Annotated in this window: 24 protein-coding genes and 1 pseudogene; 6 read left to right on the top strand and 19 right to left on the bottom strand. The window is 64.0% G+C overall.

The genetic code is table 11. The features are described 5' to 3' along the window. Positions 1-100: 100 nt before the first annotated feature. The 6 genes from GNZ21_RS01655 to GNZ21_RS01680 all read right to left on the bottom strand — a co-directional run bounded on the left by GNZ21_RS01655 (position 101) and on the right by GNZ21_RS01680 (position 6,760). Positions 101-511 carry a hypothetical protein gene (locus tag GNZ21_RS01655; protein WP_157320766.1) on the bottom strand — a complete coding sequence of 137 codons (411 nt, stop codon included), beginning with the start codon at positions 509-511 and terminating at the stop codon, positions 101-103. Next, positions 495-1,268 (bottom strand): DUF2637 domain-containing protein, encoded by a 774-nt coding sequence (locus tag GNZ21_RS01660; protein WP_229659403.1) that lies wholly within the window; start codon positions 1,266-1,268, stop codon positions 495-497. Before GNZ21_RS01660 ends, GNZ21_RS01655 begins: the two co-directional genes overlap by 17 nt. Beyond that, a complete protein-coding gene (locus GNZ21_RS01665; protein ID WP_157320768.1) occupies positions 1,265-2,152 on the bottom strand; it encodes a bifunctional DNA primase/polymerase in 888 nt (295 codons plus the stop codon). Before GNZ21_RS01665 ends, GNZ21_RS01660 begins: the two co-directional genes overlap by 4 nt. A 318-nt stretch (positions 2,153-2,470) precedes the next feature. Continuing rightward, positions 2,471-3,733 carry a hypothetical protein gene (locus tag GNZ21_RS01670; protein ID WP_157320770.1) on the bottom strand — a complete coding sequence of 421 codons (1,263 nt, stop codon included), beginning with the start codon at positions 3,731-3,733 and terminating at the stop codon, positions 2,471-2,473. A gap of 139 nt (positions 3,734-3,872) precedes the next feature. Further along, positions 3,873-5,366, bottom strand: coding sequence for a hypothetical protein (locus GNZ21_RS01675; protein WP_157320772.1), 1,494 nt, complete (start codon positions 5,364-5,366; stop codon positions 3,873-3,875). A gap of 305 nt (positions 5,367-5,671) precedes the next feature. Then, positions 5,672-6,760 carry a DNA-methyltransferase gene (locus GNZ21_RS01680; protein ID WP_198345942.1) on the bottom strand — a complete coding sequence of 363 codons (1,089 nt, stop codon included), beginning with the start codon at positions 6,758-6,760 and terminating at the stop codon, positions 5,672-5,674. Positions 6,761-7,167: 407 nt separating this feature from the next. Here GNZ21_RS01680 and GNZ21_RS01685 point away from each other — a divergent pair, with 407 nt between their 5' ends. The 4 genes from GNZ21_RS01685 to GNZ21_RS01700 are packed head-to-tail and all read left to right on the top strand — an operon-like array spanning position 7,168 to position 10,060. Beyond that, complete coding sequence (locus tag GNZ21_RS01685) at positions 7,168-8,271, top strand: tyrosine-type recombinase/integrase (protein ID WP_229659402.1); 1,104 nt, start codon at positions 7,168-7,170, stop codon at positions 8,269-8,271. Further along, a complete protein-coding gene (locus GNZ21_RS01690) occupies positions 8,268-8,600 on the top strand; it encodes a helix-turn-helix domain-containing protein (RefSeq protein ID WP_157320776.1) in 333 nt (110 codons plus the stop codon). Before GNZ21_RS01685 ends, GNZ21_RS01690 begins: the two co-directional genes overlap by 4 nt. Beyond that, positions 8,597-8,995 (top strand): hypothetical protein, encoded by a 399-nt coding sequence (locus GNZ21_RS15630; RefSeq protein ID WP_198345943.1) that lies wholly within the window; start codon positions 8,597-8,599, stop codon positions 8,993-8,995. Before GNZ21_RS01690 ends, GNZ21_RS15630 begins: the two co-directional genes overlap by 4 nt. 45 nt (positions 8,996-9,040) lie before the next feature. After that, positions 9,041-10,060 carry a site-specific integrase gene (locus GNZ21_RS01700; protein WP_157320780.1) on the top strand — a complete coding sequence of 340 codons (1,020 nt, stop codon included), beginning with the start codon at positions 9,041-9,043 and terminating at the stop codon, positions 10,058-10,060. A gap of 9 nt (positions 10,061-10,069) precedes the next feature. On the opposite strand, the gene GNZ21_RS01705 is transcribed toward GNZ21_RS01700, so the two are convergent. From GNZ21_RS01705 to GNZ21_RS01765, 13 genes are all read right to left on the bottom strand, one after another. Then, entirely contained in the window at positions 10,070-10,729 is a 660-nt protein-coding gene (locus GNZ21_RS01705) for a hypothetical protein (protein ID WP_157320782.1), read from the bottom strand. A gap of 196 nt (positions 10,730-10,925) precedes the next feature. Next, positions 10,926-11,789 (bottom strand): helix-turn-helix transcriptional regulator, encoded by an 864-nt coding sequence (locus GNZ21_RS01710; protein WP_157320784.1) that lies wholly within the window; start codon positions 11,787-11,789, stop codon positions 10,926-10,928. Positions 11,790-11,972: 183 nt separating this feature from the next. Further along, the gene (locus GNZ21_RS01715) at positions 11,973-12,227 is read right to left on the bottom strand and encodes a hypothetical protein (RefSeq protein WP_157320786.1); all 255 of its coding nucleotides are present in this window, start codon (positions 12,225-12,227) and stop codon (positions 11,973-11,975) included. A gap of 188 nt (positions 12,228-12,415) precedes the next feature. Further along, positions 12,416-13,507 (bottom strand): alcohol dehydrogenase catalytic domain-containing protein, encoded by a 1,092-nt coding sequence (locus tag GNZ21_RS01720; RefSeq protein WP_157320788.1) that lies wholly within the window; start codon positions 13,505-13,507, stop codon positions 12,416-12,418. Positions 13,508-13,526: 19 nt separating this feature from the next. After that, positions 13,527-14,471 (bottom strand): ROK family protein, encoded by a 945-nt coding sequence (locus GNZ21_RS01725; RefSeq protein ID WP_157320791.1) that lies wholly within the window; start codon positions 14,469-14,471, stop codon positions 13,527-13,529. Further along, positions 14,468-15,121, bottom strand: a complete 654-nt coding sequence (locus GNZ21_RS01730; protein WP_157320793.1) for an HAD-IA family hydrolase — start codon at positions 15,119-15,121, stop codon at positions 14,468-14,470. Before GNZ21_RS01730 ends, GNZ21_RS01725 begins: the two co-directional genes overlap by 4 nt. A gap of 5 nt (positions 15,122-15,126) precedes the next feature. Further along, positions 15,127-15,897 carry a VOC family protein gene (locus tag GNZ21_RS01735; protein ID WP_157320795.1) on the bottom strand — a complete coding sequence of 257 codons (771 nt, stop codon included), beginning with the start codon at positions 15,895-15,897 and terminating at the stop codon, positions 15,127-15,129. Further along, positions 15,894-16,793, bottom strand: a complete 900-nt coding sequence (locus GNZ21_RS01740) for an NADP-dependent oxidoreductase (RefSeq protein ID WP_157320796.1) — start codon at positions 16,791-16,793, stop codon at positions 15,894-15,896. Before GNZ21_RS01740 ends, GNZ21_RS01735 begins: the two co-directional genes overlap by 4 nt. After that, complete coding sequence (locus GNZ21_RS01745) at positions 16,790-17,605, bottom strand: SDR family NAD(P)-dependent oxidoreductase (RefSeq protein ID WP_157320797.1); 816 nt, start codon at positions 17,603-17,605, stop codon at positions 16,790-16,792. The genes GNZ21_RS01740 and GNZ21_RS01745 overlap by 4 nt, the downstream gene beginning before the upstream one ends. Next, on the bottom strand, positions 17,598-18,611 hold the full coding sequence (locus tag GNZ21_RS01750) for a zinc-dependent alcohol dehydrogenase (protein ID WP_157320798.1): 1,014 nt from the start codon (positions 18,609-18,611) through the stop codon (positions 17,598-17,600). The genes GNZ21_RS01745 and GNZ21_RS01750 overlap by 8 nt, the downstream gene beginning before the upstream one ends. Beyond that, positions 18,608-19,822, bottom strand: coding sequence for an MFS transporter (locus GNZ21_RS01755; protein ID WP_157320799.1), 1,215 nt, complete (start codon positions 19,820-19,822; stop codon positions 18,608-18,610). The genes GNZ21_RS01750 and GNZ21_RS01755 overlap by 4 nt, the downstream gene beginning before the upstream one ends. A gap of 8 nt (positions 19,823-19,830) precedes the next feature. Continuing rightward, positions 19,831-20,850: a ketoacyl-ACP synthase III family protein gene (locus GNZ21_RS01760; protein ID WP_157320800.1), complete on the bottom strand. Its 1,020-nt coding sequence runs from the start codon at positions 20,848-20,850 to the stop codon at positions 19,831-19,833. Next, complete coding sequence (locus tag GNZ21_RS01765) at positions 20,847-22,100, bottom strand: sedoheptulose 7-phosphate cyclase (protein ID WP_157320801.1); 1,254 nt, start codon at positions 22,098-22,100, stop codon at positions 20,847-20,849. The genes GNZ21_RS01760 and GNZ21_RS01765 overlap by 4 nt, the downstream gene beginning before the upstream one ends. A gap of 274 nt (positions 22,101-22,374) precedes the next feature. Between GNZ21_RS01765 and GNZ21_RS01770 the strand changes: the two genes are divergently transcribed. Together GNZ21_RS01770 and GNZ21_RS16245 are read left to right on the top strand one after the other, a co-directional pair. Further along, the gene (locus tag GNZ21_RS01770; protein ID WP_157320802.1) at positions 22,375-22,986 is read left to right on the top strand and encodes a TetR/AcrR family transcriptional regulator; all 612 of its coding nucleotides are present in this window, start codon (positions 22,375-22,377) and stop codon (positions 22,984-22,986) included. Positions 22,987-23,427: 441 nt separating this feature from the next. Next, positions 23,428-23,571: pseudogene (locus tag GNZ21_RS16245) on the top strand (IS5/IS1182 family transposase); the annotation flags it as partial. Between the last annotated feature and the right edge of the window lie 34 nt (positions 23,572-23,605).

The following is a 23,605-nucleotide window of genomic DNA, read 5'->3' on the forward strand; positions in this document are numbered from 1 at the left end:
ACGAGACCAGCCCCGTGGGGCGGTACGTGAAGCGGTACGAGTCGAAAAGGTGTGCGGTGTGTTCAGTCGGCGCCACGAGGGATGCCGGGCTGAGCTGTGTTCATCGGCTCACCCCGTCTCGTCCCACAACCGGCGTGCGGGGCTGCTCGACCGTGGTGGGTTCAAGTTCGGCACCGCGTTCGGCCAGGCGCTGCTGCAGCTTTCCCCGCTGCTGCTGAGCGAACTGGGTGACTGCGGCGTGAAGCTGTGGGGCCAGTTCCGTGCTGCGGCCCAGTGCCCCGCCTGCACCGCGGGCGGCGAGGTCTGTCGGCCGCACCCACTCCACCTCGGTACGCCCGCGCGGGATCCTGCCCTCGGTGAGCGTCGGGTCCGGGTCGGTCGCCAGTCGTGACCGCTCGGCCTCGGTGGCTTCAGCCGCGGACTCCTGGGCAAAGTCGGCGCGTTCAATGCGCCCGGCCTGCAGAGTCGCGGCGTCCTCCTTCAACGTTTGGGGGTCAGGTGTCGGGCTCATCGTCGTTCCTTCCCTTGGCTGTCGCACCTGCTGGTACAGGTGGCTGCCTGTCAGGTGCGGCGACCCACCGGCCCACCGTGGTCGGATGCACTCCGACTCGCTCAGCGACCTGCCGGAGCGAGAGGTCCCGGTCTGGATCTGTGGCCAGAGCGATCGCCAGGGCACGCCGTTCCTCACGTGACCGCGGTACTGAAGAGGCAATTGGCGGTTCCTCTGGCCTGTCCACCAGACGCGGCTTGGGGCCGGCACCGTTCTCGTTCGCTGGTTCCTCACCCGGGCGGGGGTTTGTCGATGGCGTCACAGGGCTGGTCGGCTGAGGGGAAGGCGGGGCGGTGTTGCGGATGAGCTCGACGGTCAGGTGTGTCATCGCCACCAGCGTCAGTGGGGGCACGGAAGCGACGAACGCGGCGATGATCGCCGGGACGCGGTCATCTGCGATGACGATCGCGTGGGTGATGTTTGCTGCCACCGAGATCCCGGCGCCGCCGGTCAGCAGCAACCACGCGAACCGCCGCGCCGGACCAGTCCCATCTCGGAGGGCGACAACGCTGATGGTCGCCTCCAGGATCACCCCGTCAACGACCAACGGCCACAGCCACGCCTGCTGGGCTGGGATCCCGGCCAGCACGGCAAGGTCGCGCAACGCGGTGAACGAGAGCACGAATGCTGCCCCTGCCAGGCCCAGGGTTCCAGTCACTGCGATCATCACCGGCACGGTTGCCTGGCTGCGTCGTGACCGCGTGGGCGCCCCGGTCATGACAGGCTCCATCCGGCCGGACGGCTCCTGGATACAGGGGTCGGCTGATCCGACAGGGGGCTCGCGTGCAGGTGGGCGCGGCGGATCGTTGCGAGGATCTCCCGCTCCCGCATCCCCAGGTTCGTGGCAGTCTCGGCAAGGAAGGCGTAGCTATCGGTCTCGTTCGCGCCGGCTTCGACGAGCCGGCAGGCCGACCAGAACAGTGCTTCGCTGCGGTTTGAGCCTTCGTAGCGGGCAAGCCATCCGTTGATGCGCTGGGCATGTTCGGTGAGATCTCCATCGGGGACCCACCAGTCGGGAGCCTCGGGCCGTAGCGGGGTGAGGAGCTCGCGAACCTGTTCGCCTTCGATCGGAGCGCCGCGGTAGGCGGGGCCGATCGGCTGATAGCGGTGTGGCTGACCTGCCAGGTGGATCTGTGAGGGCACGGTGATGATGTAGCCGCCGGTGCCGCGGAAGTCCATGTGTGCCTTCTCGCGGCTCCAACTGCTTTGTGGGTTGTCCGGGTCGGACGGGTAGTACAGGTGCAGGCCCCCGGAGGGGGTGCGCACGGCGTGGGCCCACTGCCTGCCCAGGCCGGTGTCGAAGACGCGTCGTAGCTCCTCGAAGCCGGTGCCGGAGGCGTGAACATCGATGTCGAGGACCTCGATCCCATGCCCGGTGGGCAGGGCGATGTTTGCCTCGGGTTGCCAGGACCACCAGCGGTTGATCTGTTGGTGGTCGTCGGTGGCATCGTAGAAGCTGCCGCTGACAGCGGGTCGCTTCGTGCCGGGCCAGCAGGGGAACACTGCCAGGCCCGCGTCGGCGTAGGTGTGCGCTGCCTCGCGCAACGACAGCCCCGAGGTCTCCTCCAGCGGGAGGAGTGGCTGTCTGGTGGGGTTGGGCATCTTCGCACCTCCGTGGTGTCTCCCGGGGTGCGGGAGACGGGATTTCAGGCCTTCTCACCTGAAGGTGCGGCAGCGCCCCTTGCTCGGTGGGAGCCTGCTCGGTCCGGGGCCTGCTCGGCGGGTGGCCAAGCGGCTGGACCGGGAGTCCTACGTGCTATCCATTACGCCCGAAAAATCCGGGCAGGCAACCGTCTGGGGGTGAGGATGCGCCGCAGAGTCAGAAACATGCGCGACATCGTCAACTTCGGTGCGTGGAATACGCCGCGACGTGTGGTATTCGCCCCCGGCTCACAGGCAGGGCGTGCGGGGTGGGTGTGGTCATCGTGTCAGGCCCGGGTCATCGGGGCCCTGTTCCGGGTGCTGGCGGGGCTGAGGGTGGCCGAGGTCACGGTCGCGTTCGGCCAGCAGCTCCGAGAGAAGCGCGCCGCGTTCCAGCAGCGTTGCCGCGCTTTCACGCCCCTCACGGCCGGTGCTCATCACCAGGTTGTTCACCTGCTCCAAGACCGTTTGCGCAGAAGTGTCAGGGGTGGAGGTCTCGAGGATGTGGGAGATCTTGTTCAGGGTCGACGTGTCGTGCTCAGATGGAGGGAACGCAGCCGAGGCGGTTCCTCCGTCACCGCCCGGCGTGCGGCCGACGACGACGCGGAAGCTGCCCTGCCCGTCGATGCCGGTCGCGTCGAACACTCCAGCATGCAGCCAGCGGTGTGCCTCGTCTGCTGGCCCTTCGTAGAGCTCGGGCCCGTCCGGGTCATCGGGGTCGGGAACTCGCACGTCAGGGTTGTCTGCTGCCAGTGTCGCCTCCAGGCGCTGGCGCGTATCAGGGTCCAGGAACGTGCCGGTCACGGCGGGATCGGCTTCTAGGATCCTGCGTAGTGTGCTCACAGCGATCAGGTCCCGAGGCATCCAGTCCCGGTCGGTGTGCTCCGGCCCGGACACGGTATGTGTCCTGCCTTGGTTCAGTGCGGTCTTCAGCGCGGTCTCGCGCTGATGGACCGCATCTTCAAACTCCTCGTACCAGCGACCGAGCTCCACGGAGATCACCTGCTTCTCACCTTGGCCGGTCAGCACCCACGAGGGGCTCTCTGATGCGAACGGGCGAGGCGGCAGCCGATGACGGTCCAAGGCGCTTGCGATGGCGTCGGCCTTGCGTTCAGCCTGCTCGAGGCCGGCGAGCAACTCGGGAAGACGTGAGGCCTGCGCCGCCAGGGTCAGGCATTGCTCGCGCCAGTCGGCGTGCGCGTCTTCGAAGGCATCCTCATCGACGCTGCCGCCGCGGGTGCGGAAGGCGTTTCGGTCCGGTTCAGGAGGAAACATCTCGGCGACCAGCTCCGGAATCCCGGAGTCCTCGAAAGGTTCCCATGCCCGGAACTGGGCGCCATCGGTCAGCGACCAGCCCGAGACACGGGAGCGGAGCTCGTCGAGGTCGGGGTTTCGTTCCCGGCCCTCGATCAGGGCACGCAGCAGATATCGCACCGTGCTGTTCGCGTGTTCGCCCGAAGAGGTGTCCACGGTGAACCGCACGCGCACCGTCTGCGTTGCAGCCGGCGTCGAGTGTCCAGCGGGGCGCTCGATATCACTCATGGCAGAGAGGTCCTTTCGTGCTCATAGCGGTGTTGAAAGAGATAAGGTCCTTCCACCTCGTGCGTACCCATCGCAGTGCGACGAGTGCATCCCTGCGAGGCGAAAATGCACGGCAAAGTCATGTATTTGCGCGAGAGCGTCACCTCGGCTCCCGCGCCTGAGGTTCGCTGCCTGGCCCTGCAGGCGGGAGGTTTGTGCGTTCCGTTTCCGTGTCGAGGTCATGGGCGCGTTCTCGTAACACGACGGTGACGGGATTGGTCTCGGTGCCAAGGTCCGAGGAGGCGGCCTCCTCGTCGTCGTGGTGCCATCCCAGTACGCCTTCTACATCGCCGTCGACGCGCACCAGTTGGCCGCGTTGGACCCTCGCCGGGGTCGCGGGCTCGGCACCACCGGTCAGGGCGTCATCGATCATCCGCCGTGCTTCTGCTGCCGTGCGCGCTGAGACGCTGAAATGGACCGGCACTTCGTAGGTGAACACCGGCTCGCCGTGAACTGTGCCCTTCGCTGCCCCACCTGCTTCCGTCGCAGGTGCGGCGTGGTCGGTGACGGGCGCCTCGGCAGGCCCGGCGGCGGGGTTTGGGGTGCCGATCTCGCGGCGCTGAATCGATACGGCCGGATACGGAGTAGAGGCGCTCAGGGCGTCTAGCCACACGTCGACGTCCTCCGGGGTCTTCCATTCCTGGGGTGAGGGGTGGTGGTCGAGGAACTCTGCGGCGCCCTCGAATCCAGGATCCCCGTCGAGGCTTTCGTGCAGTGTGGTGGCGAGGTTACGTGTGAGCCGGACTGGGTTGGTATCGACGAGGATTGTCGGTTCCTGGTTCTCCAGATCCGTCCAGATGATCACCCCGACGTGCACCTGTGTCGGTTCCGTTACCGGGTCGGGTGCATTCTCGGGCTTTGCGTCGAGGGGCATCCAGGAGGGAAACCCGGTGCGTCGGGTGGTCTCGAGGCGACGATTGACCTGGCGGAACAACTCTGTCAGCGACTGATCGGGCCTGTGATCCTGGAGAAGCTGGGCGATCTCGTCGAGCGTGCGGGAATCGTGGCGGTCTCGCGGGATCGCCTGGGAGATCCGCCCCGAGGAGGCTAATTCTGAGGGGGCGACGACCAGCGCGTACTCACGGTCGTCGCCGTCGAAGGCGCGATAGGTGCCCTCCGCGAGGTACATGGCTGCCTCGTCCGCGGGTCCGTGGTAGACCAGCCTGCCTGGCGCGTCCGGGTCGTCGACGAGCACGTCCCGGTTCAGCTCGCCCACGATCTGCGCCACGCGCTGCCGTGTCGCCTCTGGTGCCAGATCCGAGACAGCCAGGGGCCGGTCCCCGGCGCGTATGAGCGCTTGCAGCACTTCCATCGCCGCGGCGTCGTTGACCAAACCCGGATACTGATTCTGCATCAGCGCGGCTTGCGAGGGTCGCGGGGGCACCTGTTGCCAGCCCCTCACACCCCACACCTGGTCAGCGGTGGGGCGGACGTGGCCGCCCTCCACCTCCGGTACCCCGCCGGTCTCGCCGTGCAGCGCGCGCTCAATGAGCACTCGCGCCTCCCCGAAATCGCGGGCGCCGACGAAGAAGTCCACTCCCACCCGGAAGTCGTTCACGAGCTCATCGTCATCGGGTCGGGTTAGATCGACCATCACAGCCTCCTCATCTCTCACGCCTGCACTCGATCCCGGCTCGGGCAGGGCGCTCTTCCGTGAGGTAGGCCTTGCGTCCGGAGAGTGATCCCTGCGTGCCTGCGGCGGTGTTGATGGTCGCTTCTTCATGAACCGTTCTCAACTGACCAGCGTCGTCTCACACCTGCCCGAGCCCGGGGACGCTTCGGTGCCTCTCGATGCTGCTTGCGCGTGGCGACATGCACCGCCCGCAGAGTGCAGCCGCCGCCTAAAGTTGGCTCTGACTCGACCACGTCGGCACACGATGTGACCCAGGTCTCGCGATCTCAAGTGGTCCATCCCGGGGCGATTCGGTCGAGGCGGGACTCGATCAACGGCAGGTACGACGCTTCGCGCTCGACGGCGACAACCTGGAACCCCGCCCGTACCGCGGCTTCTACTGTCGCTCCCGACCCCGCGAAAGGCTCCAACACCCGTCCACCGGCAGGAGTGAGCAGCTCGATCAGCCACTGCATCAACGCCAAGGGCTTCACTGTGGTGTGTGAGATACCAAACGCGCGGGGGCGTTCCTCAGCGCTGGGCTTGGCAGCGAACCGGAAGATCGGGAAGCGAGAGGAGGTCGGTGACTCCGCATCCCAGCTGCCTGTGAGCGCGTCCAGGGCATCTGCCTGGCTCTGGTCGAGGGCGACATTCGTGGGCCATTTGCCATGACCGAACCTACCGGCGTCCACATGAATCGCTCCGGTGCCATGCTCGAGCACATTTGCCACAGTGCTTCCGATCGTCGGGGCTCGCGCGATGATGATCGGTTCGAAAGCCGGACGCAGAGCGGTGCCCCACCCTTCCCACGTCTTCGCATCCTCAGTGACCGGGGAGCCAGGCTCGGTGACCGAACGAGTCGCCCCGAGGATCCCTTCGGCATCGCTGTACTGCACGACGCGATCGGTGCGGGTGATGCCGTGGTGCTTGTCGATCGCGTGCGAGATGTCCGTGCTCTTGGGCATGCCAGTCGAGTGGAGCCAAGCGACCTGGTCACGGATCTGTAGTCCTGCACGTTCGAGACCACGCACCATTCGATGCCACGTGCGTGCGCCCCCGAATGCTGCAACATGCGCGCCCGGCTTCAAGGCGTGCACGGCGCCAGCACCCCACGCCCTGCACCACTCCTCGAACACCTCCGCAGCACTCATATCGGTGGTATCGATATCCGTCAGGGACTCGCGGAATCCCGTCACGTCGTCCCAGTCTTGCCCGTTGAACGCGAGCCCATAGGGTGGGTCGGTGACCAGTGAATCCACGCTGTGTGCTGGCAGCGCGGGCAAGAGAGCGACCGCGTCACCCAGATAGATCTGAGCACAGCCGCGGTCGATCTTCGGTGCAGGCGTGTTGGCAGACGAGGACGGCGGGATCGACACGAGAGAACCTCCTGGCAGTCAGCCGGCTCACGGGAATTCGCGAGACATACGGCACCTGCCAGGTGCGCTTCTTCGCCACCGCCCTCGTGAGGGGCCGTCAATCTCCCAAGCGCGGATCTGCGCAATCGGTATCACGACGAGGACGTGCCAGCCACAAGAAGCCCACCAGCTGGAGTCAGAGCTGCCAGAGCAGCGAGGGGCTTCTGCCGTCAATGAGGTGGTCCACACGACCGGCAATCAACGAGCAACAATCCCGAGTCCACTCAGATTTGACATCCTTGGACCCGCGCGAGGACTGAGTGCCGCCGGGTCGCACTCGCCACTGCCGTGCCCGTTGCCTTCCTGTCATCATGGTAACTTAGAGTTGTCGTCGTCAAATCTAAGTAGACAGTATGGGTGGTGGGTTGGTGGTCGAGATTCCCGGAGCTGCGCCGTTGGAGCTGGTCTCTGGGGTCGTTCATCTGGACGAGGAGCGGGCTGTGTTCGAAGCGATGCTGACCGGCTGGGGGCGGCAGCAGCGATCCCGGCTGTTGTCGGAGGACACGGTGACGGCCAGGGTCCGGTTGCTGCGCCGGTTCACGGAGTTCGCGGGCTCGTTCCCGTGGCAGTGGACGCCGGGAGACGTCGAGGACTTCACAGTGTCGCTCATGACGGGGACGCAGCGACTGGCGCCGTCGACGATCCGGGGCTATCACCTGACGTTGCGGATGTTCGGCGACTTCCTGCTCGATGCACGCTACGGTTGGGTCGCGCAATGCGAGGAGCGCTTCGATGCAATCCCGTCGCAGGTGTGCCGTGACTTCAACACGGTTGCGCATCTGGCCGAGTACGAGGGCAGGCCGCAGCGGCGCCCGTTCACCTACGACGAGTTGCAGCACCTGTTCGACTTTCTCGATACCCGGGTTGTGCAGGTGCAACGCTCGGGACGCAAGGGTGCGTGGGCCGCGATGCGCGACGCGCAGATGGTCAAGACCTGCTATGCCTATGGGTTGCGCCGCCGCGAGCTCTGCACCCTGGACCTGCCCGATCTGCGCCCGAATCCGAAGATGCGCCAGTGGGACACCTACGGGGCCGTGCATGTCCGCTTCGGCAAGGCTGGTCGGGGCAAGGTTCCACGCCGCAGGACCGTGCTGACGGCCCCGGAGTTCGACTGGGTTGTTGCAGGGATGCGCCAATGGGTTGAAGAGGTTCGCCCAATCCTGGGTCGTGACCGGGTGGAGGCGCTGTGGCTGACCGAACGCGGTCAGCGAATATCGGTGAAGTCGATGGATCACCGCTTCGCATGGCTGCGAGAGCAGGCCGGCTTGGATTCGGATCTGACGCTGCATTGCCTGCGGCACTCGTATGTGACGCATCTGATTGAGTTCGGCTACCCGGAACGGTTCGTCACCGAGCAAGTCGGGCACTCTTATGCGTCCACGACGGCGATCTACACCTCGGTGTCCAACGATTTCAAGAACAAGACGTTGCAGGCCGCGCTGGCCCGTGTCTATCAAGAGGAGCAGCAATGACCCGGAAAGTGACAATGCGGTGGAACCTGCGCCAGCTCATGGCCGCCAAGGGCATGTTCCAGACCACCGATCTGCTCGAACCGTTGCACGAGCGTGGGGTCGAGCTGTCCCGGCAGATGGTGCACCGGGTGGTGACGAAGACGCCACAACGCATCAACACCGATCTGCTCGCCGCGCTCTGCGACATCCTCGACTGCACCCCGAACGACCTCCTCGAACTGCGCGTCGAGGAGCAGCGTCTGAAGGCTGTGAACGACCACGGGCCGGGTATCGGTGACCTGCGTCCGGTCCGGGCACGGGTGCGACGCCCCGAGGGCACCGTCGAGTGAGCCCCGCGCGGGCAGCGGACTGCGCACGATGCGGCGGTACGGGGGCGACGTTCGTACTGCCGACCGGGCCGGTCTGCGCGAACTGCCGCCGCTACCTCGCCTACCATCCGGCCGTTTGTCCGGAGTGCTTCGAAGTCCGCCCGATCGCCTACCCGTCGTTGAGCAGCTACAACGTGTTGGTCTGCGCCTCATGCGCCGAGGAACCCTCGATCTTCGCCTGCGCCCAATGCGGGCGAGAGGACCATCCTTACGGCGGGCAGCGTTGCGCACGCTGCGTCCTCTCCGAGCGGCTCACCGGCCTACTCACCGACCCAGCCACCGGGCGTATCCGCCCCCAGCTCCAGCCGTTGTTCGAGGCGATGACCTCCTCCGAACGTCCGCAGACCGCGATCTAGTGGCTCTCTCGCCCGCCCGGGATCGGGCCGGCGCTGCTACGGCGAATGGCGACCGGCCAGGCCGCGATCTCACACGAGACGTTCCACGACCTGCCATCCGATCGCGCTCACTACTACCTGCGCGACCTCCTCGCCGCCGTCGGCGTGCTGGAACCCTACGAGCCGCGGATCGAACGGATCACGCCCTGGCTGACCGAGCAGACCACACCCTTGACGCCGGCGCACAGGCAGACGATCGAGCAATTCGCGCACTGGTCGGTGATCCGTCGCCTACGCCACGCCGCCGACCGAGACCAGCTCACTAAGGGCGCCGTCCAAGGCGCGCGATACCAGATCAAGAAGACCATCGAGCTGCTGGCCTGGCTCGAACATCGCGACACCACGATCACCGACGCCACCCAGACGCACATCGAGGCATACCTGGACTCGACGACGACGTCGACCGTCACGATCATCGCCCAGTTCACCCGCTGGCTCGCCGACACCGGCACCAACACCCACGTCAGCGTCGCGTCGCTGCCCCCATCGAAAGCGGCTGTGACCATGACCGACGACGAACGATGGCGGCACGTCCGCACCTTGCTTCACGACGACAGCATCAGGCTCTACGTCCGCATCGGCGGCCTGTTCATGCTGCTATTCGCCCAGAGCCTGACCAGCATCTCCCGTATGCGGGCCGACCAGATCGACATCACCAACCCCGACCGCGTGACAGTGGCCTTCCGCCACGAGCCCGTCCAGATGCCCGAGCCTCTCGGCGCGCTCCTGCGCGAGCAACTCACCCGCCGCGCGCACGCCTCCTACGCCTCCCGCGACAACGGCTGGCTCTTCCCCGGCGGCAGACCTGGCCGCCACCTGCTCACGGAGAACTTCCGCGGCGCCCTCGTCGACCTCAGCATTCACCCGCACTCGGCCCGGCACGCCGCGCTGTTCTCCCTGGCCACCGAGGTTCCGCACATGATCCTCGCCCAGACTCTCGGGATCTCACATACTAACGCGATCACCTGGGCAGCCCTCGCCGCGCGAGACTGGTCCGGATACATCCCACACCGCGCTGCTCAATGACCGAGTCGTTTACGCCCAGAAACGCCACCACGGACGTGCGCTCTCCGGCACCGGTCGAAGGTCAGAAGGCAGAGGCTCGACAGGTGAGGGCAACTCGCCGGACGCCGCGGTGACCAGCGATGCCTTGAACGACGCATTCAGCGGGTCTCCCGCGTCGAACCACTCCAGAGCGTCAAGCTCCTCGACGTTCACCGCATACAGGCTCGGCCAGCCCTCGCCGAGCACCTCAGTATCTGCAGGATTGGCATAACCAAGCGCGTCACCAAGGATCGGGATCAACGCTGCGCCGAAATGCGGCATCGTGGCCCATAGCCGATGACGCCCATTGGTCAGCGGCTCGAACCACGGATCGAACCGCACCGCCTCTGACGACCTGAACCAGGCCGAAACGATGTCCTGCTCCGTTCGCGTGAGCTCGCCCGGATAGCCATCGACCTCGACCAACCCCCGATCCTCGAGGTCCGGATCGACCGTCCACGCGCCTTCCGCCAACGCATCACCCACCCGCGCCACGACAGCGGCGATGAGAGGCCAGCGCTGAGCGTCACGATCGGAGTGACGCTGCCCACCATCCTCGGCGTCAGGGTCCTGCGGGACCCAACTCCGCGCCTGCTTCGCCGTCGTCCGCCACCAGAACCGCGGAGTCGCCACCGAGATCAACGTCGTCATCAACTCAGGCTATCGCCGAGCTCCCGGAGCGTCGATCACCGGGCCCCGGCCAGGTCGTGTCGGCCCTATTCGTGCTAATCGAATACGACCCCTGCGCCAGTAAACCATCCCGAGCCCACTCCGTGTTGACACCCCTGCGGGCCGAAGACACTCCGGAGCCGACAGAGACGTCCTGCGCCTATACGACGACTTGCAGTCAGACTCCGGGATACGCGGCAGCAAAGGCACGCGGGCTGACTCCGTACCGTTTCTTGAAGGCACGAGAGGCGACCGTCGGATTCGACCAGCCTGCCGCGCTCGCGGCCTCGCTGACGCCGATCGTCGTCGTACTCAAGAGTTCTGCCATCCGGTCTACCCGGATCTGACGTAAGTAAGCTGCGGGCGAGACCCCAAGATCCGCCCGAAAAGCACGGTTGAGCTGTGCCGTGGAAACGAGAACGGTCCGAGCGAGATCACCAACCGTCCAGCCGTGATCTGGGTGCGACTGCAGCAATTGCATCGCAGCAGCGGTCTCACGACGTGGGAACCGGCCGCCGAGATTGCCAGTGAAGGTGTTGCTGCCGCTGGCCTTCCCGACAGCGTCGAACACTTTGGAGACTGTCGCCAGTAGTGCGAACTCGCTCTCGCTCGTGCAGGCCAGTTGTGTGGCGCGCAGCAGCAGCGGGGTCAGCGCCTGCATGGTGTGCGAAGGTATCTTGATGTGGCCCAGCGTCAAGGGGTCTTGCAAGCTGCGATGCAGATGGTGCACGAGCGGATGGTGGCGCGACAACCATCGTAGTTGATCTGCGACATAGGTCCGGTGCAGGTGGAAGACTGCGGTCCGAACCAAGCCATGGGGGCGGAGCCATGGTGCAGTGTCAGCCGGGATAGTCACGACGCTGCCGCAGCAGAGCCTCTCGCTTCGTGCCTCCGCGTCGAGGTACGCCCATCCGTTGAGGACGAAGACAACGCGCACCCTTTCGTCAGGCCCGGCCCCGGTGGCGGTGAAATCGGTGCGTTCGCGCACGATCACCGGTGTCCGGACGTGATTGCTCGACTTCTGCAGCTGCAGCTTACTCACGAATGTCGACCGGATGGCATCAGCACCCTCATTCCATGGTAGGCCGAGCGGCTGACAGAGACGGCGACTTTGTTCCCCGTTCGTTGTCTCTTGGGGGTTGCCGACGAGGGCAGGACAATTCTCACGGTGGCAGTTCCCCCGTGTGCAGGCAGTCTCTGTGCCCGTCTGTCCCAACGGCGCCTGCTAGTGGATCCAGTCGCAGTCTGCGGAACCGGTGGTGTCCCGTCTCCGCACACCGCGCGTCAGGCGCAGCGTGACCGGGGCGTTAGAGCTTGGCTGCGGCACGGCCAGAAACTCGGCGATGGCATCGATCGAGGGGGCCGTCGCGTGGCCGTCCCCGTAGGGGTAGATTGCGTCGGCCACGCCAGAGTATGCCTTCGGATCATTGAGAAGATGTTCATCCTCGGTGACGATTCCACTGCCAAGCCCGGCCTTCATCGGAGGGACATTAGAGGGGCGAGGCCGATGAGCATCGGGAGGACCAGGCCATTTCCGAATCCGGTCAGTCACAGCGAGGCGGCGATCAGACTGACGGGAGGGGAAATGGGGGGCCGTGCCCTGAGATGGTATAAATGCACGCATTTCGCGGGAGGGATTGGGGGTGAGGCCAAAGTTCCTTCACAACTTCAAGACATGCCGATCACGAGGCGAATCACCAGTTCGCCGTCCACCACTCGACTTCCGGTTGACAGCATGCTATTGAGAGTTTCGACACCCTTCGAAAGCGGCTGATCATGGGTAATAAGGTGATCAGCTCTATCGCCGAAATCAGGTTCTTCAAGCAGAATCGCTGCTGCTTCCAGTCTCCTATTGGGCACACCACGGTTTCCAGTTACGGCCGTTGAACGCTCTGAACTGGAGAAGCTAACTCGCGCCGGAGGCCAAGGGCCGCCCGTGTTCGCGGCGCGCACGCCGTGTAGATCGACACCAGGGAGTTCCGGGCTGATAGTCCCGGAGGCGAGTCCGCCCACGAGATGTGCGGCGACGACACGTGCGCCGAGCGTCTGTGCCGCCTCGGTCAATCCCAGTGCTGTTCCGGCCCGATGCGTCGCTGACAGCACTGCGATGCGTTTCCCTAGGGCGGGTTCGAGTTCCCTGACTGTACGGCCGTTGGCGACGCGCGGCTCATGGGTCTGCGTCCACTCGCGACCGAGTTCTGTCCGGTGCACCATGCCGATCGGCACTTGTTCTCCAAGCACGCGAGGTGCGGTGATCGCTGCAAGATTTCCTATGAGGCCATCTCCCACGACTAGAAGACTGTCGGGGTCTTCGAGGCGGAGACACTCCAGTGCGTACGTGACCACCGCTAAAGGCTCGATAAGGGTTCCGCGCGCTGCGGGAATTCGCGGCGAAACGTGGGAAACTAAGCCGCCAGACACGGCCGTCCTAGGTATGCGAACCCGCTGCTGAAGGAGACCGTTGATGTTGTGACCCAGCAGGAAGTCCGGATCAAACGGGTGAGTAGGATTGATGGTGACGCGGTCGCCCACCGCGAACCCGACTGCTCCCGCACCGACTTCAACGACCTTTGCAAGCCCTTCGTGACCGACGACCAGTGCCGGATCATCACGCAGGCCTCGGAGGATCTGGATGTCGGTGCCACAAATGCTGACTTTCTCCGGCGCGACAATAAGTTCCCCAATACCAGCTGCGCCTTCATGCAAGTACTCGAGTGCGCATTGATTGCCACGCCGAACAATGGCCTTGTGCTTCATCATGGGCCTGAAGACCTTTCTCCTACTTCACGTTTTCGAGGTATCCCTGCGCCATTAGAGCCGCGCCATTCTCAGGGCGGACTTGGTCCGGGGAAACTAAAAGCAGCCTTGGGCCCTCGTTGGGCTGTCTGTCCACATACGACTGAGCTGTGGAAAGCTGGCGATGGAGTTCATGCTTATAGCGAGTTCCAATTCCAGAGGGAACTCCACCACCGATTCCAATCAGATCAATATGAGGCTGAAGAGCCACTGCCGTACGAATGAGATTCGCGATCGGCTCAACGATGACTCTGAGTAGTCTTTCGTCCAGTTCGGTGGGCGCACCATCCTCTGAGTTTCTCGGCTGGTTGTAACCGTCGAGGCCGAGCTTTTCGGCCACGTGCGGTATGGCAGGGCCGGCAGATATTGCGGCGATGTGTCCTAATCCTCCGCATTCACAGGTCAGTCCGCGGACTGCTTCAATTGCAGTTGAGGTAGCGGGCAGATGTCCGACTTCACCCTGGAGACCTTCCGCGTTAACGTGGATGCGCCGTGAGGGGAGCTGCGCGGTTCGGAGCGCGATGCCGCTGCTGATTGTTACGTACATTACCTGTCGGTCCGCTGACCGAGCGTACATCTTCGTAAAGTGTGCAAGGCCGGCTGTGACGTCGTTGGTGACTGTCCACCGCACATCGGGACGCTGTCGTTCGAGGAGGCGACGGAAGGGGATATCGTGGCGTCCTGTTCCCCAAAGGGGTCCAGAGCCGTAGGCGATATCGGTTTCCGGGTCGTAGGCTGCGCCGAGTGAAACATGTGCATCGGTATTCGTCGGCACGCGTTCTGCTAGGAGGAGAACCAGTTCCCGGGCGAGCGCGCTGCTGGCGCGATGAGGATGACGCAGCTTGCTGGGCGTTGCAACCCGCTCGACGTTGGAACCGTTCCGGAACCGGGTCCAGGTCCCTCCGATGTCAACAAGGAAGGCGTTCATGGGATCTCGATTCGAATGCGGTCGCCCGCTACTTCGATGGTTACGTCTTCGTAGTCCCCAATGGAGCAAACGACCGTCCCTTCATAGACGGTCATGTGTCTAGCGATTGCGACCGTCTTGATTCCCGCTTCCGTCAGTGCTTGGAATCCTGCGGTCGAATCTTCGAAGCCCAGGCAGTGTCGAGGGTCGAATTCGAGGCCGCCCGCGGCCGCAAGGAAGCCTTCCGGCGATGGTTTCCCGTCGACTACGTCCTCGGCGCAGATCGTGACTGCGGGGGTAGGCAGCCCTGCGCCGCGGAGCCGGGCTTCCATCACCATTCTTGGAGCCGCTGTCACGACTGCCCACCGATTCTTGGGAAGCATATGCGTGAGGGCTTCTGCTCCCGGCACCGGCATGATCGTCTCGGATGCAGCGATCTCGCTTTGGCGGATGATGTCGAGCTCGTTGGCGGCCTGGGCATCGGTCATCCTCGGCATGACGGCAGCTAGGATGTCGCGGCCTCGCCGCCCGGGTAACAGCGTGCGGACCTTATCGAAGTCGAGGCCGTGCCGTTTTGCGAACCCGCACCACGCTGCTTCGATAGACGGTGTTGAAAGAACAAGTGTGTCGTCGAGGTCAAACAGTAGCGCAGAGCATTCCAAATGGGTCATCGGAGCTATATCGCCTTCACGTCTGCAACGTCTGTCGCCCACGGTGTGCCGGAGAGCACGAGTGAGTGTCCACCGACCTCATCGATGCCTCGAGGGGGCTCTTGTTCGCCCACACCGTGTTCGAAGAGCTCGATGTTGAGACCGCCAGCGGCGACCATGGCCATGGTCGACGTGCAGGCCACTTCGATGCCGAACTGGCGACGGGTGAACGCTTCGTCCACTGTCAGTGCGGTGCCGAGCACGTACTGGGCACCGGCCTTCTCCGTCAGGTTGGCGATGGTGGAGTCGAGATTCGCGACGCTGTATCCGGCATGGTCGAGACCGCGGACGCCGGGCAGCGCCCCGACCCGCTGTCGCGGGTGCTCGTGATAAAGACGCACGTCGCTGTCTCGCGTGTAGGCGGGTGGGTCCGGCCACTCCTGTAGCTCGAAGAGGCTTCCCCAGGGCGACCGGAAGTAGATCCACTTATTGCCCTGGATCGGACCGTCGGGTGTCTCGATGATGTCGCCGAGCACCTCGGTGCCGGGGAGCTCATTGAGCCGGTCCACGACCTCGGTGATCGCGTCGACACGGAAGCATAGGTGGAGCGTTCCCAGATCGGTGATCGACGGCGGTGTTCTGTGTGCTGCTAGGCAGGCCGTGAGCCTGACTTCCACGCCCGGATCGAACACAAAGACGGGTCCACTACCTGTTGGTTCTCCGACGATGGAGGCCAACCACCTAGCGGCGGCGTCGACATCAGGAACGGCCAGCGTGATCTGCTGCGATTGGCTCATGGGATCAGCAGCACCTTTCCGCGGAGCCCGCCACGCTCGAAATCGCTATGAGCGGCGGCAGCTTGCGAGAGTGGATAAGTCCGGCCCACGGGCACAGAAAGTGTCCCCTGCGCCAGCTGATCAGCGATTTCGGCGAGCTGTCGACCGTTTTCCTGGACGTAACTCTTCGTCGGGGCGATTCCGCGCTCGGGCTGGGGCTGGGTGTTGTCGGCAATGGAGATGAACTGACCGTCATCGCGCACGCTCGCGATGGCATCTGCGATTCCGGCGGTGTCGACTACCGCGTCGAATGTAGCGTCAGGGAGGCTGTCCGTGGAGTCGTAGACAGCCTCGGTGCCGAGGGCCGTGAGATCAGCGGTGTCGCTGAGACGCGCCAGTCCGGCCACCTGGTGTCCAGCCTGCAGTAGCCATTGCACAGCGACTCGTCCGACCGCTCCGGCCGCCCCCGTGACGAGAACGCGTGCCTTATCAGGCAGATCGAGCTTGCTCAGCATCTGCGCGGCCGTGAGCACGGTCAGGGGCGCAGCGGCGGCCTGCTGCATGCTGACCCCGGCGGGGACGGGCGCAAACAGCTCCTGGGGTGCGCTCACGTACTCGGCGTATGTTCCCTGGCCCCGCGCCGGTTGCGCGACCATACCCATGACCTGGTCTCCTTCACGGAACCGTGACACGTCGGTACCGACAGCATCGACAGTTCCGGCCACATCCCAGCCGAGAATGACAGGAAAGTCCAGGTCCATGTTCAGGAACCCGGATCGGGTCTTCACGTCGACGGGGTTGACGGCCGCCGCCGCAACCTTCACTCGGATGTCTCCGGGGCCGACGTCCCGTGTCGGGATGTCGGTGATCTGGATCTCCGAGGCGGATCCTGTGCGGTGGATTGTTGCTGCTTTCATGAGAGTGACCTTTCGAGGAAGTGACCGGTGTGGGGTGCGGCCTTAGCGTTTTCTTCCGCGGCGGTGAGCATGAGGCCCCCATCGACGTAGAGCGTCGCTCCGGTCATGTAAGACGCCTCGGGGCTGAGGAGCCACGCGACTGTGTTGGCGATCTCGGCCGGTTGGCCAGCTCGCCTCATCGGGATTGCCGGGCGTTCGACGATTTCATTGTCAGCGCCGTGCGGGATTCCGTTCATCGGGGTCGCTGTTTCTCCGGGCGCCACCAGATTCAGGCGGATGCCATGCTCGGCGAACTCGAGAGCCAGGGCACGCGACGCTACTGCCAGCCCGCCCTTGGAAGCGCAGTACAGTGCACCTCCCGTTATAGGGATCTGGTCGTGCACTGATGTGACGGTGACGATGGAGCCGCCGACGTTGTTGGCCACGAAATAGCGTGCTGCTGCCGAGGACAGTAGAAGGGGCGAGGAGAGGTTGACGGCTATGACCTCTTCCAGGCGGACGTGGTCGAGCGCCAGCGCTGGCGAGCGGTCATTAATCCCTGCATTGTTGACGAGGTGGTGAATAGGTCCGTGTATTGTCGTGAGCTCGTCAAATCGACCCGGAATGCTCTGCGGGTCGGTCAGATCGATGTGTATCGGAACTGCCTGATCCACGTCGCTGGTATTCAGGGTGTCGCAGAGCTGCTCCGCCCGCGCGCGTCCAGAATGGTAGCCAACCAGCACTCGGGCGCCGTCGTGAACGAGTCGTCGGGCGATGGCACTTCCGATCCCGCTGCTCGCTCCTGTGACGAGTGCCGTACGCTGCTCATCCAATCTTCAGCACCACCTTCGGGCGTTCGCGAGGCTGCTCGAGCCGATCGAATGCCGCGCTGACCTCGGTGAGCGGATAGACGCGGTCAACGAGCTGGTCGATCTGCTGTGGATGCTCTCGGATGAACTCGGCTGCCGCGGGATAGTGGTCGACGCCGTGCCGGATGCCAAGAATGCTCTGACCGTTGAGCGCGAGTTCGGAGACGTTGAGCCGCGTGCCTGCGGACGGGACACCGATGAACACGGCACGGCCGCCGACCTTGAGGTATTTCAGTGCCTCTTCTGTTGCGCTCTGGGCTCCTGAGCATTCCCACACCGCGTCGTAAAGGCCGTCGTCGGTGCTGGGTAGGTTGGCAACGGTCTTGATGCCGAGACGCGCGAGGTGGGGTGGTGATGCAGGATCGAGGACGGCAACCTCGACGGGGTAGCTCGCGAGCACGAGCGCAGCGAGGCTGCCCATGGTTCCTCCACCGATGATCAGGATGCGGCTGCCCGGTGAGGGGCACAGTTTCACGGCTCCTTCGAGGACAGTGACCAGTGGTTCGACGAGGACGTGGCCAGGGCGGGGTTCTGCGGTCTCCGTGTCGTCGAGGACCGTGAGTGCGGGTGCCGGCATCGTGAGGAGTTCTGCCGCGGCGCCGGCGTGACCGTACAAACCGACCTCTCTGACACGAAGGCAGAGATTCTTGTGGCCGGATCGGCATGCGGTACAGGTGTGGCAGGACAGCATGGTGCTACCGGTGACGACCGTGCCGCGCGTGAGGTGTTCTGCGTTCGAACCGGTCGGGGGCTCTTCGATGGTGCCGACCCACTCGTGACCGAAGTGGTGCGGGTAAGCGGCCTGCCCGGTGCGGAGGTACTTCGACGTCCCGTGGTAGAGCTCGAGATCGGAGCCACAGAGACCCACGTAGGCAATCCGTATCAGCGCTTCATCTGCGCTCGCCGACACAGCATCTGGAATCTCGCGCGGTACTGCAGCTCGCATGCCCGTGAGGAGCGCCGCCTTCATTCTGCGCTCCCGTCACTCAGACGAGAGGTGCCCGCACGATTGGTGATCCATAGAAGCGCCGCAGCTGCGAGTGCGAGGACGGCGCCGAGGGCCGGGAGCACACCGATCCCGAATCCGAATGACAGAGCGGTGGAGCCAATCCAGGCTCCCGCGGCGTTCGCGAGCTGGAACCCGGCGATGTTCACCGTGGTGGCAAGGTTCGGGGCATTGCTTGCCGCACCGATCAGCTTCGACGTCAGCGGTGGAATGATGGAGAACCCGGCTGCCCCGACCACGAACATCCACGGTGCGGCGAACCAGGCATGGTTGCCGAAGAGGAAGAGGAGGAGCAGGGAAAGCGCGAGCGAACCCAACGCGATGTACAGCGTCGCACTCATGTTTCGGTCTGAGAAGTAGCCGCCGAGCATGTTGCCAACGATGGAACCCACGCCGAACACGAAGAGGAGAACGGTGATGGCATTGGGGCTGAATCCAGCATGCTGCCCGAGGTACGGTGCGATGAAGGTGAAGAGCACGAAGAGCCCGGACTGGCTCAACATGGTCAGGCCGAGAGCCTTGAGGACCTCGCCCTGCCCGAAGACTCGCACTTCGGCCGAGATGCTGCCGGAGGTACGCTCTGGTGCTCGCCGCGTCGTCAGCACCAGGGCGACAGTGACGAGCGTCTGAATGCCAGCGATTATGAGGAACGACGACCGCCATCCGTACTGGTTGCCAATCAGTGTCCCCAGAGGAACGCCCAGCACCGTCGCGAGATTGAGTCCGAGCGTGATGCGGGAGATGACACGCCCCTGGAACTCCGGCTCCACAAGCGTGGTCGCGAGAACGAGACAGAGTGCGAAGAACGTCGCGTGGGGCAGCGCGGTCATCACCCGAGCGATGACCAACACCGGGAAGTTCGGGGCAACGGCTGTCAAGATGTTGCCGGCGATGAACAACGCCATGAGCACGAGGACCAGGGGGATGCGTCGGACGCGGGAGGTGATGATCGTCAGAAGCGGGCCGCCTATGACCACAGTGAGGGCGTAGACGGTCACGAGGAGTCCGGCGGTCGCTTCCGTGACGGCGACATCGCTGGAGATCTGAGGAAGGACGCCGGCCACGAGGTACTCGACGGTTCCGACTCCGAAGACGCCCAGGAGCATCCAGGTAATGGCGAGGTTGATATTGACCGGGGCCTTACTCGTCGTGGACTCGGTAGGTCGTGAGTTCATGTGTTCTCCTATCCGTGATAACGAAGAACTGCGCAGCCCCAGGTGAAACCTGCGCCAATTCCGATCAGAGCGACGTGGTCGCCGGGCGTGAGTGCGGACTCGCTCCGCAAGTGCTGCAGGCCGAGAAGGGGGTCAGCCGCGCCAGTGTGTCCGATCTGAGCGCCGAACTGGCTGGTTGTGTCCGTGGGTGCGAGGCCGAGCGGCTCGAGGCACTGTCGGCGTAGCAGCGTCTCACCGAAATGCGGGACCGCCCATGCGCTGATACCGGCGTGGTCGACGCCAGCGTCGTTAAGGGCCTGGTCCACAGATCGTTGGAGTCCTTCGGCGTTTGCCTTCCAGAACGATTCGAGGCCATAGATGCGTGCGTAGTCGGCTGACCTGGCGCGCATGCTGAACGGGAGCGGTTCTCGGTACTCCGGAAGATCTAGCGGAGCATTACCGCGATGCATCTGTTCGAAGCGTGAGTTCTGTGTCAGCGCGGTCGACAGCACCTGGAACGGTCCAGCGGATCTCGAGAGAACGATGGCAGCGCCGGCATCACCGTACGCCAGGCCTGAGTCTGTGGCCCACCGGTCAAACAAGGGCAGACGCCACACATCTGATGCAGTGAGCAGGCCGTAGCCTTCGTTGTCGAGGCGCCTAGCGAGCAGGTCGATGCCGACGATGGAGCCGGCACACGTGTTGCGGATCTCGATAGCGAGAGCCTCGGGGAAGCCGAGCTCATTACCGATGTAGGCACCCCCGTTCCATGCCTCGAGGCCGGTATGGAGGGCGACTGCGTGAACGATGAGCTCCGGGCTCGCTTCTGCTGGGAACTCTGCGCCGTACTCTTCAAGTGCGACGCGGCCTGCACGAACCGCCATCACCGGAGCGGACTCCTCGGGCTGTCCCACGGCGGCGCTGACTTGTCGCGATTTCTCCAGTTCTTCATGGGCTAGACGCCCAGCTGTGACAGCGTCGACGGCTGTTTCAAGGGTGCTGGGCAGGTAGCTTCCGAGGCCTCCGATGTAGAGGCTGTCCCACCTCATACCTTCAAGACCATGTCGTGCTCGGGCTCTGGCGCTGCGGCGATTTCTCCTGCTTTCATGCCGGCGGCCGTTCGCAGCGTGTGCAGAGCGTGCGCAACTTCGTCGGCGGACACGTCATTGGCGAACTCGTGATCGCCGATTCCGACGGGAAGCGGGATCCTCTGTTGTCCGCCGCGGTGACGCACTGTGTCGGCCAGAGCGACGTGGAGGACACCGGGCTCTTCGAGTGAACTGTTCCAAATGGGCAGGTCAAGAGCCTGCATCGTGGCGAGCACGTGGGCCAACTCGTGGCGCGTCATACGTCCGCGGCGGAACGACAGGACGCTGGACAGCGCCATGTCGATGCAGACAGCTTCCCCGTGAAGAAGCTCAGGCAGTGCCTTCATCTCCACGGTCGGGCTGAAGGTGTGGCCATAGTCGACGCACCGCTCCAGGTTTGCTTCCCACAGGTTGGGCTGGAGTTCTTCGAGCATCAGATGGATCGATGTTCCGATGATGTCGTCTGCCGCGTTTGCGAGGGCAGGGGTGCTGCCGACGAATCCATCGTCGAGGACGGCGCGTCCATACATGTCCAGGAGCGACATCAGGCGGCGGGACTTGATGAGCGCGATCTTGAGGATCTCTGCCATACCGTTGGACAGGTGCCGTCGATTGAGTGAGCGCAGAAAGGAACGATCCACGTAGGTCACGGCCGGGGCGGCGTAGCTGCCGATCTTGTTCTTTCCCGTGCCGAAATTCACTCCCGTTTTCACACCGACGCCGGCGTCCACGAGGCCGATCAATGTGGTCGGAATACGGATGTAGGGCGTGCTCCGGCGGTAGATGCTGGCGGCGAAGCCCACGATGTCGAGCAGTACCCCTCCACCGATTGCGATGACGGGCTCGCTGCGCCGGTCGATCCCAGCCTCGGCCATCGTGCGGATCACCGAGTCGACGGAGTCCCAGTTTTTGACCATCTCGTGGGCCTCGAGGACGTGGTACGTGGCCTGCACGCCGTGGTGGGTGAAGTAGCCGCGGATCTGGTTTCCATGGAGCTGTTCGACGGTTTCGTCGATGACGATGAGTCGTCGCGAGTGCTCGGTGGCGGCGGGGATCGCACCGGCTGTGGCCAGTGTGGGGTTCGTGACGTCAAAGAGCGCTTGTGTGGCGACTACGTCGTACGTGACCTCGTGGACTGCTCGCACGGTCCAGCGGTCGACGCCGTCTCTGGTGGTCGATCGCGACAGTCCTTCTGAGTGATGTTCTGCCATCTGGGTCTCCAAGTCTGTTGATGTTCGAGCTACGCCGCACGCCAGGGGCATGGGGTGCTCAGGCGCCGTAGTACGACGTCGCCGACAGTTGTCTACTCAGGGAGCGGGGTCCGGCTGGCGCAGGAACCTCCCGCCTGCACGAGGCTAACATCATTCGTGGGACGATCGCTACAGGAGTGTGACGATCCTGACCCTACGGCGGCATCACATACATCTCCAAGGAAGCGGCGTATGATTGTGTCGCTCGATGACATGCGATGAGAGGCGGTCCCTTATGGCCGGCGTACGCGGTCAAGGTAGACGGTTCGACACCCAGGCGGCGCTAGATGATGCGATGGAAGTCTTCTGGCGACACGGATATGAAGGCACCTCTATTTCCGACTTAACGCGAGCGATCGGGATTACGGCATCGAGTCTTTATGCAGCCTTTGAGGGCAAACGCCAGCTCTTTGATCAGGTTGTAGAACGCTACTTGAACACCAAGGGGCGATTCACTTCACTTGCCCTTGAGGAGGAGAAGGACTCTCTCTCTCTGATTCACCGACTGCTTTTTGAGGCAGCGAATGAGTATGCCGATAGAAGTGGGCCGGGGGGGTGCCTGATCGTCAGCGCTGCAACCTGTGTAACGGATGCGAACCGCGATGTTGAAGAGAAACTCGAGGCGCATCGTCACTCAAATATCAGGCGCATTGAAGGTGTCTTGCGAACCGACCTCGAGGCAGGGCGAATTTCCGAAGCAGTTGATCCTGTGGCCGTCGCCGGCTTCGTCGGGACCGTATTGCAAGGTATGGCCCAACGGGGTCGCGATGGAGCTTCAGCCGATGAATTGCGCTCCACGGCTGAGATGACCTTCTCTCAAGTTGAGCACACCTTGCAACGTCCCTAACCTCTCACGGATCGGCCTGCTCAAGAACACACGTTGCTCAGGCCGCCCTCCGCGGAACCGTGTGTCGCTATAGTCGACTCAAACCGATGCGGACTCAGTGCATCCACGAGCACTGTGAGCAAGCGAATGGTCCAGTAGCGCTGCCCCAGCGGCAGACACTGGTCGCTGCTGACTGCAGTGAGGTGGAATCGCGGACAACGCCATACATGCCAGGCACCCCGGGCGTGACGGCGTCAAGAGCGATGTGCAGATCGCTGTGGGTCCGTCGTGTCGACCGTTCACCTAGCTTCCGTTCCACTCATGCGCCCCCGAACGTCGCCTTATGGCGTCGGTTCCGTACTCGGTGGGCGCGCGCAACCAGGCCCGGACGGGCGTCTACATTCCTCCCGGTATTGCGCCCGAGGTGTGTTCTACGCGAGCGCTAACGAACAGGTCGTTCGAGTCATCGAGCGGTGCTTCAACCGGCTCAAACAATGGCGCGGCGTTGCGATGCGTTCAGACAAGCTCGCCCGCAACTACCGCGCAGCAATCTGCTTCGCCGCCACGCTGATCTGGATCAAGACCAACTTGATCAACACGCCTTAGTTGCACTCGGCCAGGACGACCGCCGTATCCAGCC

Origin of the sequence: Nesterenkonia alkaliphila (assembly GCF_009758175.1) — a bacterium.
In the GTDB taxonomy this organism is placed as follows: domain Bacteria; phylum Actinomycetota; class Actinomycetes; order Actinomycetales; family Micrococcaceae; genus Nesterenkonia; species Nesterenkonia alkaliphila.

Bases quoted from the DNA above. Each gene is read 5' to 3' on its own strand.
- GNZ21_RS01655 (WP_157320766.1), bottom strand. From the start codon at position 511: ATGAGCCCGACACCTGACCCCCAAACGTTGAAGGAGGACGCCGCGACT.
- GNZ21_RS01660 (WP_229659403.1), bottom strand. From the start codon at position 1,268: ATGACCGGGGCGCCCACGCGGTCACGACGCAGCCAGGCAACCGTGCCG.
- GNZ21_RS01665 (WP_157320768.1), bottom strand. From the start codon at position 2,152: ATGCCCAACCCCACCAGACAGCCACTCCTCCCGCTGGAGGAGACCTCG.
- GNZ21_RS01670 (WP_157320770.1), bottom strand. From the start codon at position 3,733: ATGAGTGATATCGAGCGCCCCGCTGGACACTCGACGCCGGCTGCAACG.
- GNZ21_RS01675 (WP_157320772.1), bottom strand. From the start codon at position 5,366: ATGGTCGATCTAACCCGACCCGATGACGATGAGCTCGTGAACGACTTC.
- GNZ21_RS01690 (WP_157320776.1), top strand. From the start codon at position 8,268: ATGACCCGGAAAGTGACAATGCGGTGGAACCTGCGCCAGCTCATGGCC.
- GNZ21_RS01700 (WP_157320780.1), top strand. From the start codon at position 9,041: ATGGCGACCGGCCAGGCCGCGATCTCACACGAGACGTTCCACGACCTG.
- GNZ21_RS01705 (WP_157320782.1), bottom strand. From the start codon at position 10,729: ATGACGACGTTGATCTCGGTGGCGACTCCGCGGTTCTGGTGGCGGACG.
- GNZ21_RS01715 (WP_157320786.1), bottom strand. From the start codon at position 12,227: ATGAAGGCCGGGCTTGGCAGTGGAATCGTCACCGAGGATGAACATCTT.
- GNZ21_RS01720 (WP_157320788.1), bottom strand. From the start codon at position 13,507: ATGATGAAGCACAAGGCCATTGTTCGGCGTGGCAATCAATGCGCACTC.
- GNZ21_RS01725 (WP_157320791.1), bottom strand. From the start codon at position 14,471: ATGAACGCCTTCCTTGTTGACATCGGAGGGACCTGGACCCGGTTCCGG.
- GNZ21_RS01730 (WP_157320793.1), bottom strand. From the start codon at position 15,121: ATGACCCATTTGGAATGCTCTGCGCTACTGTTTGACCTCGACGACACA.
- GNZ21_RS01735 (WP_157320795.1), bottom strand. From the start codon at position 15,897: ATGAGCCAATCGCAGCAGATCACGCTGGCCGTTCCTGATGTCGACGCC.
- GNZ21_RS01740 (WP_157320796.1), bottom strand. From the start codon at position 16,793: ATGAAAGCAGCAACAATCCACCGCACAGGATCCGCCTCGGAGATCCAG.
- GNZ21_RS01750 (WP_157320798.1), bottom strand. From the start codon at position 18,611: ATGAAGGCGGCGCTCCTCACGGGCATGCGAGCTGCAGTACCGCGCGAG.
- GNZ21_RS01755 (WP_157320799.1), bottom strand. From the start codon at position 19,822: ATGAACTCACGACCTACCGAGTCCACGACGAGTAAGGCCCCGGTCAAT.
- GNZ21_RS01760 (WP_157320800.1), bottom strand. From the start codon at position 20,850: ATGAGGTGGGACAGCCTCTACATCGGAGGCCTCGGAAGCTACCTGCCC.
- GNZ21_RS01765 (WP_157320801.1), bottom strand. From the start codon at position 22,100: ATGGCAGAACATCACTCAGAAGGACTGTCGCGATCGACCACCAGAGAC.
- GNZ21_RS01770 (WP_157320802.1), top strand. From the start codon at position 22,375: ATGGCCGGCGTACGCGGTCAAGGTAGACGGTTCGACACCCAGGCGGCG.